This window comes from Burkholderia anthinoferrum, from assembly GCF_002925705.1.
Lineage (GTDB): Bacteria > Pseudomonadota > Gammaproteobacteria > Burkholderiales > Burkholderiaceae > Burkholderia > Burkholderia semiarida.
Window position 1 is genome coordinate 34,864 of record NZ_LFZP01000071.1, and the last position, 12,866, is coordinate 47,729.

The window sequence follows — 12,866 nt, forward strand, 5'->3', positions numbered from 1 at the left end:
CCGCGCGCAGGCGGCCGGTCGGCGTCACGCGGCCACGGCCTGCCGCTGCGCCTCCAGCTCGCGCACGAGCGGCAGCACGCGCTTGCCGAAGTACTCGACTTCCTCGATGAAATGCAGGAACCCGGCCAGCACGAGATCGACGCCGATCGCCTTCAGCGCGACGATCCGCTCGGCGATCTGCCGCGGCGTGCCGATCAGGTTCGTGCGAAAGCCGTCGTTGTACTGCACGAGATCCTCGAACGTCGATTTCGCCCAGTTGCCCTCGCCCTCGGGCGACGCCTTGCCGGCCTGCTTCACCGCATCGCCGAACGCGTGCACGGCCTCGACGTGCGCATGCCGGATGATGTCGTCGAGCACGGCCTTCGCTTCTTCCTCGGTGTCGCGCGCGATCACGAACGCATTGACGCCGATCCGCACGCGATGGTTGTTCGCGGCCGCCTTCGCGCGGATGTCGTCGATCTGCGCCTTCAGGTTCTCCGGCGTATTGCCGTTCGTGAAATACCAGTCCGACACGCTCGCCGCGTTGTCGCGCGCCGCGCGCGAGCTGCCGCCCTGGAAGATTTCCGGATGCGGCTTCTGCACCGGCTTCGGGCTCAGCGTGTAGTCGTTGAAGCGGTAGAAGTCGCCCTTGAACGTGAAATTGTCCTGCGTCCAGATGCCCTTGAGCGCCTGGATGAATTCCTTCGAGCGCCGATAGCGTTCGTCGTGCTCGAGCCACGGCTCGCCGATCGCGGTGAATTCGCCCTTGAACCAGCCGCTCACGACGTTGATCGCGATGCGCCCGTTCGAGATGTGGTCGATCGTCGCGAGCTGCTTCGCGACCACGGCCGGATGCCACGGCCCCGGCAGGATCGCGGCGAGCACCTTGAGCTTCGTCGTCGCATGCAGCAGCGCCTGGCTGAACGACACCGACTCGTGCTGATATTCGGCGCCGTAGCCGGCCGTGAAGCGGATCTGGCTCAGCGCGTAGTCGAAGCCGGCTGCCTCGGCCGTGCGCGCGAGCTTCTGGTTGTATTCGAGGCTCCAGTCGGTGCGCTGCTCGATCGTGCTCACGACGAGGCCGCCGCTGACGTTCGGCACCCAGTACGCGAATTTGACGCCGTCGGCGGAAGGGTCGGGAAGGCTCATGAAGGTGTCCTGGTCGAAGGGGAAACGAAAAAGCGGCTTACGCGGCCGCGGCGGAAAGCACATGCGCGCGCAGTTGCGGCACCGCGCGATTCACCGCGAGCGCGATGCGCTCGCGCAACGCCGGGCTGGCGATCTGGTACGCGTTGAAATCGCTTTCGGACGCATACACGCCGATCGGCAGCGTGCGTGCCTGGAAGAAGCTGAACAACGGGCGCAGCTGATGGTCGATCACGAGCGCATGCCGCTCGCTGCCGCCGGTGGCCGCGAGCAGCACGGGCACGTCGACGAGCGCGTCGTGGCGCACGAGGTCGAACAGGTGCTTGAAAAGGCCCGTGTACGACGCGCGGTACACCGGGCTCGCGACGACGAGCGCGTCTGCCGTCTCGATCGCGCGGATCAGCGCATCGAGATCGGCCGGCACCTGCGCACGCGTCAGCGCGCCGGCCAGCCGGCTGCCGATCTCGCCGAGTTCGATCAGCCGCGTATCGATCGGCAGCGCGGCGCCGAGCGCCGTGACGATCGCGTCGGTCAGCGTCAGCGTGCGCGACGGCCGCTGCAGGCTGCCCGATATTGCGACGACGTTGAGGGTGTGGCTCATGCCATGCGTTCCCGTGGTGGAGCCGCGTGCAGTGCGGCGATACCGGTTCGGGTCAGCAAGGAGCGTGCCATCGGTTCGGGTGCGCGGCTGCAAGGTCGTCTGCATCCCGAAACTTTGCGCCATCGCCCGTCAGCATTGGCGCTCGACCAAATGCGCGACAGTGGCAAGCGTTTCGGTTCGTGCGTCACATCGATATTCCGCAACGAGATGAATCCGGTGCAGCGGGCCTGCTGATGCGCTGCTGATCAGGCAGCAGCGCATCACGCGCGATAGCACCCGATTCGACGTTCGAGCGTCACGGCGCCGCCACGTTTCCGCGCCGTTGCGGGTTCCGCAGCAATCGCGCTTTGGTTATCAGAAATCGATGCTTTTCGCGCGCGGCGAAACGTTCAACACTCTGCTGATCACGCAGCAGCCGCCCCGCATCGCCTGGCCATCCAACGGTTCATCGCCATGACTTCCATTTCCCCATCGCCGCGCCCGCTCAATCTTCGTGTCGTCACCGCGCCCCGCGACCTCGCCGAGCTTCAGGCCGAGGCGCCCGTGCTCACGCGGACCGAACGTCACGCGCAGCCCTGTGCGCAAGCGCAGGTGTTCGCCGATCCGCGTTCGCTCGCGCTACTCGAACAGGTTCGCCGCGTCGCGCCGAGCGACGCGAACGTGCTGATCGTCGGCGAGACGGGCACCGGCAAGGAACTGATCGCGCGCCGCGTGCACGATCTCGGCGCCCGTCGCGACGGACCGTTCGTCGCCGTGAACTGCGGCGCATTCTCCGAAACGCTCGTCGACAGCGAACTGTTCGGCCACGAGAAAGGCGCGTTTACGGGTGCGATCAACGCGAAGCCCGGCTGGTTCGAAGCCGCGCACGGCGGCACGCTGTTTCTCGACGAAATCGGCGACCTGCCGCTCGCGATGCAGGTCAAGCTGCTGCGCGTGCTGCAGGAACGCGAGGTCGTGCGGCTCGGTTCGCGCACGGGGATTCCGGTCGACGTGCGCGTGGTCGCGGCGACCAACGTCGACTTGCAGCAGGCGGTCGCGGCCGGACATTTTCGCGGCGACCTGTTCTACCGCCTCAACGTCGTGCAGCTCGCGGTCCCGCCGCTGCGCGAGCGCCCGGGCGACATCCTGCCGCTCGCGCGGCACTTCTTCGACATGTACCGCGACCGGCTCGGCAGCGGCCCGCGCCGCATCGATCCGCGCGCCGAGCGTCGGCTCGAGGCGCACGGCTGGCCGGGCAATATCCGCGAACTGGAGAACGTGATCCATCACGCGCTGCTCGTGAGCCGCCACGACGCGCTGCAGGACACCGACCTGCACATCGCGCCGCCATGCCGCCCGACCGTTGCCGCGCCAGCAGCCGATTCGCCCGCCGACGCACAGGCGGCGCTCGAACACGCGCTGCGCGACCTGTTCGACGACGGGCCCGGCAATCTCTTCGAACACATCGAGGACACGGTCATGCGTGTCGCGTTCGAATTCAGCCATCGCAACCAGATCCGCGCCGCGCAGTTGCTCGGCATCAGCCGCAACGTGCTGCGTGCGCGGCTGATTCGCGCGAAGGCGATCGCCGCGCTCAAGTAGCGGCATCCGGCGCGCGCCGCCGTTCCGCTCCGGCGCGATCACGTCGCGATCCGTGTCGCGACGTCCGAACCTGATGTATCGTGGCGCCAGGCGTACGCTTCGTTGCCCGCCCCGCATTCGGTCGTCGGTTGTGCGACCGTCCGCGACCGGCAACCGCTCACGCACGATCCTCCGCAACACGAAAGCCGTCCGGCGCCCGTGCGCGTCCGGCCGAGCCCCGTTCACCCGTCCGGAACCCGTCGCCATGAAAAAGCTAGTAAACCGCCCGTCCGACGTCGTGCGAGAGATGCTGGAAGGCATCGCGCGGCAATCGCCGCATCTCGCGCTCCTCGGCGACGAGCACGTGCTCGTCCGCCAGCCGCTGCCCGAGCCGTCGCAGCGGCCGGTCGCGATCCTGTCCGGCGGCGGCAGCGGCCACGAGCCCGCGCACGGCGGCTACGTCGGCGAAGGGATGCTGAGCGCGGCCGTGTGCGGCGAAGTGTTCACGTCGCCGTCGACCGACGCCGTGCTTGCCGCGATCCGCGCGAGCGCCGGCCCGAACGGCGCGCTGCTGATCGTGAAGAACTACACCGGCGACCGCCTCAATTTCGGGCTCGCCGCCGAGCTCGCACGCGCGGAAGGCATTCCGGTCGAAACCGTGATCGTCGCCGACGACGTCGCGCTGCGCGGCCGCGTCGAGCGCGGCCAGCGGCGCGGGATCGCGGGCACCGTGCTGATCCACAAGCTCGCGGGCGCCGCCGCCGCGCGCGGGCTGCCGCTTGCCCGCGTCGCGAGCATCGCGCGCGACGCGGCAGCCGAGCTCGGCACGATGGGCGTCGCGCTCGACGGCTGCACGATCCCGGGCGCCGACAAATCGGGCTTCAGCCTCGCCGATCACGAGATCGAGCTGGGCCTCGGCATCCACGGCGAGAAAGGCGTCGAGCGCCGCGCGCCGCTGCCGGCCGACGCGCTGGCCGACACGCTGCTGTCGAGCATCGTCGCCGATCTCGTGCTCGAGCGCGGCGAGCGCGTCGCGCTGTTCGTCAACGGCCTCGGCGCGACGCCGGACATGGAACTCGCGATCGTGCTGCGCGCCGCGTTCGACAACCTGAGCCGGCGCGGCATCGTCGTCGCGCGCGCATGGGCCGGCACGTTCCTGTCCGCGCTGAACATGCCGGGCTGCTCGATCTCGGTGCTGCGGCTGAACGACGAGCGCGCGGCGCTGCTCGATGCGCCGACGCAGGCGCGCGCATGGCCGGGCGGCGGCATCGCGAACACGCGGATTCGCGTGGCCGCGGACGCGTCGCAGGACGCGCCGCTGCCGCCGCTCGACGCAGCCGGCCGCGCGTGGGCCGCGCGCCTGCAACCGGCGCTGCACGCGGTGGCGCAAACATTGATCGACCACGAGCAGACGTTGACGGATCTCGATGCGGCAGCCGGCGACGGCGATCTCGGCGCGAGCATGCGGCGCGCCGCGCAGGCGATCCTCGAACTACCCGACACCGCGTACGGCACGCCGTCCGGTGCGCTCGCGGCGCTCGGCGCCGCGTTGCGTCGCGCGATCGCCGGCAGCTCCGGCCCGTTCTATGCGACCGCGCTGCTGCGCGCGTCGCGCCGGCTGGCCGATATCGCCGAGCCGTCGCCGCGCGACTGGGCCGCGGCATTGCGCGCGGCGGTGGATTCGATCAGTGAACTCGGCGGCGCGCAGGCCGGCGACCGGACGATGCTCGATGCGCTGGTGCCGGCCGTCGACGCATTCGGCCGCGCGCTCGACGGCGATCGCGATCCCGCGAGCGCATGGGCGGCGGCCGTCGACGCGGCCGAGCGAGGCGCGCGGGAAACGGCACGCATGACGCCGCGCGCGGGACGGGCCAGCTATCTCGGCGAACGCGCGATCGGTACGCCGGATGGCGGCGCGGTGGCCGTCGCGTACTGGCTGCGCGCGCTGCTGCCGCACGTGCGGTAACGGGCGCGCGCGGCCGCGCTCAGACGCCCTCGACCAGCACCGCGCGATAGCGCGCGCCCTTGAACCGGTGCTGGACGACCTTCTGGTATTCGGGGCCGTGATACCACGCGTGCGCGGCCTCCTTCGACGGGAACTCGACGATCACGACGCCTTCCGGGCCTTCACCCTCGAGGGTTTCCTGCGGCCCATAAGCGGCGAGCACCTTCACCGGATGGCCGGCGAGGGTCGCACCGACCTGGCTCGAGTAGAGGTCGAGCTCATGCTGGTCCTGCGTGCTTTCCCGTGTAAAGACGATGTAGGTCGCCACGATATGCGCTCCTGATGAAGGGTGAAAAAAGGGACGCCACGCGCCGCACACTCCGACGAATCCCGCATGGCTGCGCGCAGCTTACCGCCATTCGCCGGCCGGCGCCGCGGCGAGCCGGCCCCGGCCTCCGCCGGCCCCCCGCCACGGCGCGGGAAAACCCCGATCTCCACATCGTCCTATGACATCGGGCATCGCTAATTGGCGGGATTACTTTGATCCTCGTCGGCGCCCGCCCGGGCGCATGCTGATAGCGAGGACCCTCATGCGATACGTGCCATCGTGGACTTCCGTTTCCGCCGCGTCGTCGATTCCCGACGATACAACCACCCAGCGCGGCGACGAGCCGCACAGCCTGCCGCGGGTCGCGATCACGGCCGCCGCCCTCGGCAACGCGACCGAATGGTTCGATTACGGTATTTACGCGTACGGCCTCGCGTACATTTCCGCCGCGCTGTTTCCCGGCAACACGGCCAGCGCGACGCTGTTCGCGCTCGGCACGTTCGCGATCTCGTTCCTGATCCGCCCGCTCGGCGGCCTGTTCTGGGGGCCGCTCGGCGACCGGCTCGGCCGCAAGCGCGTGCTCGCGCTGACGGTCCTGACGATGTCGGGCGCAACCCTGCTCGTCGGCTTGCTGCCGAGCTACGCGACGGCCGGCTGGCTGGCGCCGGCCGCGCTGATCGTGCTGCGCATGGTGCAGGGCTTCTCGACCGGCGGCGAATACGGCGGTGCGGCGACCTTCATCGCCGAATACGCGCCCGATTCGCGGCGCGGCCTGTGCGGCAGCTTCCTCGAATTCGCGACGCTCGCCGGCTTCTCGCTCGGCGCGTTCCTGATGCTCGGCTTCGCGCTGCTGCTCGGCGATTCGGCGATGCATGCGTGGGGTTGGCGCCTGCCGTTCCTCGTCGCGGCGCCGCTCGGCCTGATCGGCTTCTACCTGCGCTCGCGCCTCGAGGAAACGCCGGTGTTCCGCGAACTCGAGGAGCAGGCGCACCGCCGCGAGAAAAGCGTCGCCGCCGCGCTGCCGATCCGGCTGCTGCTGGTGCGCTATGCGAAGCCGCTGCTGCTGCTTGGCGGGCTCGTCGTCGCATTGAATGTCGTCAACTACGTGCTGCTCGCGTACATGCCGACCTACATGCACAAGGAGCTCGGCGTCAGCGAAAACATGTCGCTGCTGATTCCGCTGATCGGCATGCTCGCGATGATGGTGCTGCTGCCGTTCGCCGGCTGGCTGTCGGATCGCGTCGGCCGCAAGACGATGTGGTGGATCTCGCTCGTCGGGCTGTTCGTCGCGGCCGTGCCGATGTTCACGCTGATGACGCACGGCCCGCTCGGCGCGTTCGTCGGCTTCGCGGTGCTCGGCGTGCTCTACGTGCCGCAGCTCGCCACCATTTCCGCGATGTTCCCGGCGATGTTCCCGACCCACGTCCGGTATGCGGGCATGGCGATCGCCTACAACGTGTCGACGTCGCTGTTCGGCGGCACCGCGCCGATCGTCAACGACTGGCTGATCGGCAAGACCGGCAACGCACTGATTCCCGCGTACTACATGATGGCCGCCTGCGCGGTCGGGCTGATAGCGCTGCTGGCGGTGATCGAGACGCGCGGATGTTCGCTGCGCGGCGACACGCTCCCCGGCCAGCCGGGCTGACCCGCGCGCCGGCCGCGCCCGGCTTCCCATAAACGGCAACCATTGCATCGCCCGCCGTCCGGCAACGGACGGCGGGCGACGTGCATTTCGGGCCACCGAAGCCGCGGCCCGATTGTTGTCGTCCGGACAACACGATGTGCCCCCGCGCGGCGCTGTCGGCGTGTGTCGGCCGTCACTACAATCGTTGACACGCTCGACCGGAATCCGGGCGAACCGAAGCGCGGCCTTCACGATCGCGCCAGCGAGCCGCGCCGTGCCGCGCGGCTTACCTCTCTCGACGAACAGGACTACTGAACATGAACGCACCCATCCGCAACGTCCGGCCGGTTACCGCCCGCCTGGGCAACGAATCTTCGGGCGAGCTCGTTTCGTCCCGCTACGCGGTGCGCATCGGCGACGTCGATGTCGTGCTGATCAGCGACGGCGTGCTGCCGCTGCCGACTTCCACCATGTCCACCAACGTGAGCGAAGCGGACCGCAACGCGTGGTTCGACGGCCGTTTCCTGCAACGCGACATGTTCGACTGGGCGCTCAACATCGCGCTCGTGCGCAGCGGCGATCGCCTGATCCTGATCGATTCGGGCGTGGGCGACGGTTTCGAATACTTCACGCGCGCCGGGCGCTCGGTGATGCGTCTGGAATCGGCCGGCATCGATCTGGCCGCGATCACCGATATCGTGATCACGCACATGCACATGGATCACGTCGGCGGGCTGAACGTCGACGGCGTCAAGGCGAAGCTGCGCCCCGACGTACGCATTCACGTGTCGGCCGCGGAAGTGGCGTTCTGGAAGCATCCGGACTTCAGCAAGACGGTGATGCCGGAAACCGTTCCGCCCGCGCTGCGCAAGGCGGCAGCGAGGTTCATGGAGCTCTACGGCGAACACGTCGTGCAGTTCGATCGCACCGTGGAAGTCGCCGCGGGCGTGTCGGCGCGGGTGACGGGCGGGCATACGCCGGGGCACTGCGTGGTCGACATCGCATCGAACGGAGAAAAGCTGACGTTCGCGGGCGATGCGATTTTCGAAGTCAACTTCGACAATCCCGACTGGCAAAACGGCTTCGAACACGATCCCGAAGCGGCGGTCGACGTGCGTCTCGCGCTGTTCAACGAAGCCGCGGACACCGGCTCGATGCTGGCTGCCGCGCACGTCGCGTTCCCGTCCATCGGCCATGTTGCCCGGGACGGCGACGGTTTCCGGTTCGTCCCGGTCGTGTGGGATTACTGAGTGACGGGCGATAGCCGACGCGCGCCGTAGGCGATGCGACGACGGTTTTGCTGAACCGGACCTGCACCCGGACCGGCAAGAAAACACGCCGCCGCACTTGCATGCGGCGGCGTCGCCTCGCGCGCCGGAACGCGCATCAGGATCGCTGACAACTCACGCGACGGCCGAAATATTCCGCTCCGCTACCTCGTCCACCGCATCCTTCACGATCGCGACGATCTCGTCGGCTTCCGCACGCGTCATCACGAGCGGCGGCGCAAAGCCGAGAATGTCGCCGTGCGGCATCGCCCGCGCGATCACATCCCACACCTTCTCGCCTACGATCACGCCCCACGGCGGCGCATACGCACTCGTCAGCCCCTTCGCGACGGTAATCAGATCGGGCTTGATCCCCGACGTGCTGCGCGCCCGTCTTCCGGCTCATGCTTGGTCCGCTCGCCCACGCTCAAGCTTTTCCCCAAAGATCCGATAACCCGTGCGTCCAGCAAATATTTTGCCAACGAACAGCCATGGAGATCGGACGCACATGTTACTGAACAAAAAAAGCTTCGCCGCCCTAGCGCTCCTGATTTCCATCTCAGGCCATGCTAGCGATGCGACGCCCGAGATCGATAGTGAAAAACTGGGTGCGGTCAAGACCGTGACGGTCGTCTATCCCGGTAAAGCGGTGTACATCGCATTCGGGCCGTCTGGTCCCATTCACATCCCGATTCCAATTCCAGGTGCCGGCGTAGTCGGAGCGCTCGCAACGGGAGCCATCGCGGGCGCTGTCAACGCCGGGCTCAACAAGAGCGAAAACGACTCGCCGACGTCACTCAACGACCTCGTGACGGCCAAATTGGGCGACACTGGGTTGAACCGGCGCTTCACCGACAGTATCGAAACGGTTCTGCGAAACCATGGCTTCACCGTAAAGGAGGTTGATGCGTCATCGCCGGGCCTCCCCACGGTCAAACCGGACGAGCACCGCCTCTGGCAGGCAAGCGGCTCGCCCTATCAAGGAAGCGATGCCGTTCTGTACATTCGTGTCGGAACAGGCTATGTAACGCCCGGCGCTCGTCACGCGTACACGCGCAGAGTGATCGGCGACATTGTCATGTTCAAGAGCGACACATACGATGCCATTCTCCGACAACATGTCAGTTGGAAGCAGTCCAACGACCCATATAGCTATCCGTCGATCGAATCGCTGGAAAGCGATCTTCAACATGCAATCGACGGCCTCAACGAAGGTCTGATGGCACAGGTTGATCCGTTCAACAAGTTGTTCGACTCGCTTCAGCGCTAAGGAACATCGAAGCGTTCGCACAAGAAAAAATGCCCGCACTGGCATTCATGGATAGTGATGCAGATAGGAGCTGGATGACCGGCGGGGATCAATAGTGAAGAAAACATCCGCCGACTTGCTTCCTTTGCACGCTGATAGCCAGGCGGCTAGCCAAACTCGCGAACAGCCCCCAAAAACACGCCGCCGCACTTGCATGCGGCGGCGTCGCCTCGCGCGCCGGAACGCGCATCAGGATCGCTGACAACTCACGCGACGGCCGAAATATTCCGCTCCGCTACCTCGTCCACCGCATCCTTCACGATCGCGACGATCTCGTCGGCTTCCGCACGCGTCATCACGAGCGGCGGCGCAAAGCCGAGAATGTCGCCGTGCGGCATCGCCCGCGCGATCACGCCGCGCTGCAACGCCGCAGCCGACACCTGCGCGCCGATCTTCAGCGCGGGATCGAACGGCGTACGTGCGTCCTTGTCGGCCATGAACTCGAGCGCGGCCAGCATCCCGACGCTGCGCACTTCGCCGACGAGCGCATGCGCGCCGAATGCATCGCGCAGCTTCGCGCCGAAATACGCGCCGACCTCGGCCGCGTTGCCGACCAGGTTCTCACGCTCCAGAATCGCGAGATTCGCAAGCGCCGCGGCCGCGCATACCGGATGGCCCGAATACGTCCAGCCGTGCCCCATCGGCCCGTGTTCCTGCGAGCCGCGCGCGATCACGTCCCACACCTTCTCGCCGACGATCACGCCCGACAACGGCGCATACGCGCTCGTCAGCCCCTTCGCGACGGTAATCAGGTCGGGCTCGATCCCGAAGTGCTGCGCGCCCATCTTCGAGCCGAGACGCCCGAACCCGCACACGACTTCATCGGAAATCAGCAGGATGTCGTGCTTGCGCAGCACGGCCTGGATCGCGGGCCAGTAGCCGGCCGGCGGTTCGATGATGCCGCCCGTGCCCATCACCGGCTCCGCGATGAACGCGGCGACCGTGTCGGCGCCCTCGCGCGCGATCAGCTTCTCGAGTTCGTCGACGCAGTACGCGACGAACTGCGCTTCGTTCATGCCGGCCGGCGCCTTGCGGTACCAGTGCGGACACACCGTATGCTTCACGCGGTCGATCGGCAGGTCGAAATGCTGGTGGAAGCTCGGCAGGCCCGTGAGGCTGCCCGTCACGATGCCCGAGCCGTGATAGCCGCGCTCGCGCGAGATGATCTTCTTCTTGTTCGGGCGGCCGAGCACGTTGTTGTAATACCAGACGATCTTGACCTGCGTCTCGTTCGCGTCGGAACCCGACATCCCGTAGTAGACCTTCTTCATCCCCGCCGGCGACCAGTCGATGATGCGCGACGACAGCTCGATGATCGCGTCCGACGCGTGGCCGACGTACGTGTGGTAATAGGCGAGCTGCTTCGCCTGTTCGTGCATCGCGTCGGCCACTTCGGTGCGGCCGTAGCCGATGTTCACGCAGTAGAGGCCGGCGAACGCGTCGATATAGCGCTTGCCCTGGTGATCCTCGATGCGGATGCCTTCGCCGCCGCGCACGATCTTGCCCGGCAGCGCGCCGGTCTCGTGGTCGTACGCGTGCGTCGACGGGTGCATGAAGTGGGCGCGGTCCTCGCGCAGCAGTGCGTCGATCGATTGTTTCATGATGGGTTCCTTTGAATGGGTCAGGCCGTCGCCGTAACGGGCAGGCCGAGATTGCCGAGGCAGAAGTACTTGGTTTCAGTGAACGGTTCGAAGCCTTCGGCGCCGCCTTCGCGCCCGAGGCCCGACGCCTTCATCCCGCCGAACGGGATCGGCGCGCCGGTGAATTTCACGCCGTTGACTGACACCATCGCGAAATCGAGCCGCCGCACGAGCTGGAAGATCGTGTCGACGCGCGTCGCGCATACGTAGGCAGCGAGGCCGTATTCGGTGTCGTTGGCCGTTTCGATTGCCTCGTCGAGCGTGTCGAACGCGCCGACGGCCGAGATCGGCGCGAAGTTTTCCTCGTCGACCACGCGCATGCCGGGTGCGGCATCCGCGATCACGGTCGGCTCGTAGAACCAGCCGCCGAGCGCATGCGGCCGGCCGCCCGCGACGATGCGCGCACCGCGCGCCCGCGCATCCTCGACGCGCGCCACGGTCGCGTCGAACGCGGCCTGATGCATCAGCGGGCCGACGTCGACGCCCTGCTCGAACGCGGGCCCCGTCTTCAGCGCGCGCACCGCGTTCGCATACCGTTCGACGAACGCGTCGTACAGCGGGCGCGCGACGAGAATCCGGTTCGCCGCGCAGCAGTCCTGGCCGGAGGTCTGGAACTTCGCGCCGACGGCGATCGGCACCGCCTGGTCGAGATCCGCGTCCTCGGTCACGATGAACGGCGCGTTGCCGCCCAGTTCGAGCGCGATCTTGCGAATGCCGGCCTTCGCGGCGGCTTCGGTCACGAGCCGCCCGACGCGCGTCGAGCCGGTGAAGCTCACCGCACGCACGCGCGCGTCGCCGACCAGCGTTTCCATCGCCATCTGCGGCTCGCCTAGCACGACGTTGAACACGCCGGCCGGGAAGCCGGCCTCGTCGGCGAGCTGCGCGAGCGCGAGCGCCGAGAACGGCGTTTCGTGCGCGGGCTTCACGACCACGGTGCAACCGACCGCGATCGCGGCCGCCGCCTTGCGCGTGATCATCGCGGCCGGGAAATTCCACGGCGTGATCAGCGCCGCGACGCCGACCGGCTCCATCACGGTGCCGAGATGCGCACCGTCGATATGCGTCGGAATCGTGCGGCCCGCGACGCGTTTGGCCTCGTTCGCGAACCATTCGACGAAGCTCGCCGCATAGCGGATCTCGCCGCGCGCTTCGGCCAGCGGCTTGCCCTGTTCCAGCGACAGCAGCGCGGCCAGATCGTCGACGTGACGCAGGATCAGCGCATGCCAGCGCAGCAATGTCGCGCTGCGCGCCGCTTGCGATGTCCAGCGCCAGGTGCCGTACGCGCGCTGCGCGGCATCGACGGCCGCGACGATCTGCGCGCGTTCGAGCATCGGCACGTGACCGATCACGGCCTGATCGGCCGGATTCACGACGGCGACCGTCGCGGCACTGTCGCTGTGGATCCAGCGACCGTCGACGTAGCAGGTCGACTTGAACAGAACGGGGTGTCCGGGCAGCATGCT

At 67.6% G+C, this 12,866-nt stretch carries 10 protein-coding genes and 1 pseudogene; 5 read left to right on the forward strand and 6 right to left on the reverse strand.

Features of this window, described 5'->3' with window-relative positions; all coding sequences use genetic code 11:
- Positions 1 to 24 precede the first annotated feature (24 nt).
- On the reverse strand, positions 25 to 1,128 hold the full coding sequence (gene sfnG / locus C5F75_RS34970; RefSeq protein ID WP_059579471.1) for a dimethylsulfone monooxygenase SfnG: 1,104 nt from the start codon (positions 1,126 to 1,128) through the stop codon (positions 25 to 27).
- 37 nt (positions 1,129 to 1,165) lie between these two features.
- Positions 1,166 to 1,726 carry an FMN reductase gene (gene msuE / locus C5F75_RS34975; protein WP_104013448.1) on the reverse strand — a complete coding sequence of 187 codons (561 nt, stop codon included), beginning with the start codon at positions 1,724 to 1,726 and terminating at the stop codon, positions 1,166 to 1,168.
- 453 nt (positions 1,727 to 2,179) lie between these two features.
- Between msuE and C5F75_RS34985 the strand changes: the two genes are divergently transcribed.
- Both C5F75_RS34985 and dhaL read left to right on the forward strand, forming a co-directional pair.
- A complete protein-coding gene (locus C5F75_RS34985) occupies positions 2,180 to 3,307 on the forward strand; it encodes a sigma-54 interaction domain-containing protein (RefSeq protein WP_104013447.1) in 1,128 nt (375 codons plus the stop codon).
- Positions 3,308 to 3,551: 244 nt separating this feature from the next.
- Positions 3,552 to 5,252 carry a dihydroxyacetone kinase subunit DhaL gene (gene dhaL / locus C5F75_RS34990; protein WP_104013446.1) on the forward strand — a complete coding sequence of 567 codons (1,701 nt, stop codon included), beginning with the start codon at positions 3,552 to 3,554 and terminating at the stop codon, positions 5,250 to 5,252.
- A 19-nt stretch (positions 5,253 to 5,271) separates the two neighbouring features.
- Here the strand turns inward: dhaL and C5F75_RS34995 are convergent, their stop codons facing one another.
- Positions 5,272 to 5,559, reverse strand: a complete 288-nt coding sequence (locus C5F75_RS34995) for a DUF1330 domain-containing protein (protein ID WP_059579480.1) — start codon at positions 5,557 to 5,559, stop codon at positions 5,272 to 5,274.
- A gap of 262 nt (positions 5,560 to 5,821) precedes the next feature.
- Here C5F75_RS34995 and C5F75_RS35000 point away from each other — a divergent pair, with 262 nt between their 5' ends.
- Positions 5,822 to 7,207, forward strand: a complete 1,386-nt coding sequence (locus tag C5F75_RS35000) for an MFS transporter (protein ID WP_059641089.1) — start codon at positions 5,822 to 5,824, stop codon at positions 7,205 to 7,207.
- A 296-nt stretch (positions 7,208 to 7,503) separates the two neighbouring features.
- Positions 7,504 to 8,436: an MBL fold metallo-hydrolase gene (locus C5F75_RS35005; RefSeq protein WP_059579484.1), complete on the forward strand. Its 933-nt coding sequence runs from the start codon at positions 7,504 to 7,506 to the stop codon at positions 8,434 to 8,436.
- Between the two features lie 153 nt (positions 8,437 to 8,589).
- Here the strand turns inward: C5F75_RS35005 and C5F75_RS35010 are convergent.
- A pseudogene (locus tag C5F75_RS35010) lies at positions 8,590 to 8,860 on the reverse strand (hypothetical protein); the annotation flags it as partial.
- 102 nt (positions 8,861 to 8,962) lie between these two features.
- Here C5F75_RS35010 and C5F75_RS35015 point away from each other — a divergent pair.
- Positions 8,963 to 9,724: a hypothetical protein gene (locus C5F75_RS35015; RefSeq protein ID WP_059579487.1), complete on the forward strand. Its 762-nt coding sequence runs from the start codon at positions 8,963 to 8,965 to the stop codon at positions 9,722 to 9,724.
- 245 nt (positions 9,725 to 9,969) lie between these two features.
- Here C5F75_RS35015 and C5F75_RS35020 read toward each other — a convergent pair whose 3' ends face one another.
- On the reverse strand, positions 9,970 to 11,364 hold the full coding sequence (locus C5F75_RS35020; RefSeq protein ID WP_059579489.1) for an aspartate aminotransferase family protein: 1,395 nt from the start codon (positions 11,362 to 11,364) through the stop codon (positions 9,970 to 9,972).
- Positions 11,365 to 11,384: 20 nt separating this feature from the next.
- Positions 11,385 to 12,863, reverse strand: a complete 1,479-nt coding sequence (locus tag C5F75_RS35025; protein WP_059579492.1) for an NAD-dependent succinate-semialdehyde dehydrogenase — start codon at positions 12,861 to 12,863, stop codon at positions 11,385 to 11,387.
- Positions 12,864 to 12,866: the final 3 nt, after the last annotated feature.

What these genes read in the sequence shown, in the direction of transcription:
- C5F75_RS35000 (WP_059641089.1), top strand. Translation starts at nt 5,822, where the DNA reads ATGCGATACGTGCCATCGTGGACTTCCGTTTCCGCCGCGTCGTCGATT.
- C5F75_RS35020 (WP_059579489.1), bottom strand. Translation starts at nt 11,364, where the DNA reads ATGAAACAATCGATCGACGCACTGCTGCGCGAGGACCGCGCCCACTTC.
- C5F75_RS35015 (WP_059579487.1), top strand. Translation starts at nt 8,963, where the DNA reads ATGTTACTGAACAAAAAAAGCTTCGCCGCCCTAGCGCTCCTGATTTCC.
- msuE (WP_104013448.1), bottom strand. Translation starts at nt 1,726, where the DNA reads ATGAGCCACACCCTCAACGTCGTCGCAATATCGGGCAGCCTGCAGCGG.
- C5F75_RS35025 (WP_059579492.1), bottom strand. Translation starts at nt 12,863, where the DNA reads ATGCTGCCCGGACACCCCGTTCTGTTCAAGTCGACCTGCTACGTCGAC.
- C5F75_RS35005 (WP_059579484.1), top strand. Translation starts at nt 7,504, where the DNA reads ATGAACGCACCCATCCGCAACGTCCGGCCGGTTACCGCCCGCCTGGGC.
- C5F75_RS34985 (WP_104013447.1), top strand. Translation starts at nt 2,180, where the DNA reads ATGACTTCCATTTCCCCATCGCCGCGCCCGCTCAATCTTCGTGTCGTC.
- sfnG (WP_059579471.1), bottom strand. Translation starts at nt 1,128, where the DNA reads ATGAGCCTTCCCGACCCTTCCGCCGACGGCGTCAAATTCGCGTACTGG.
- dhaL (WP_104013446.1), top strand. Translation starts at nt 3,552, where the DNA reads ATGAAAAAGCTAGTAAACCGCCCGTCCGACGTCGTGCGAGAGATGCTG.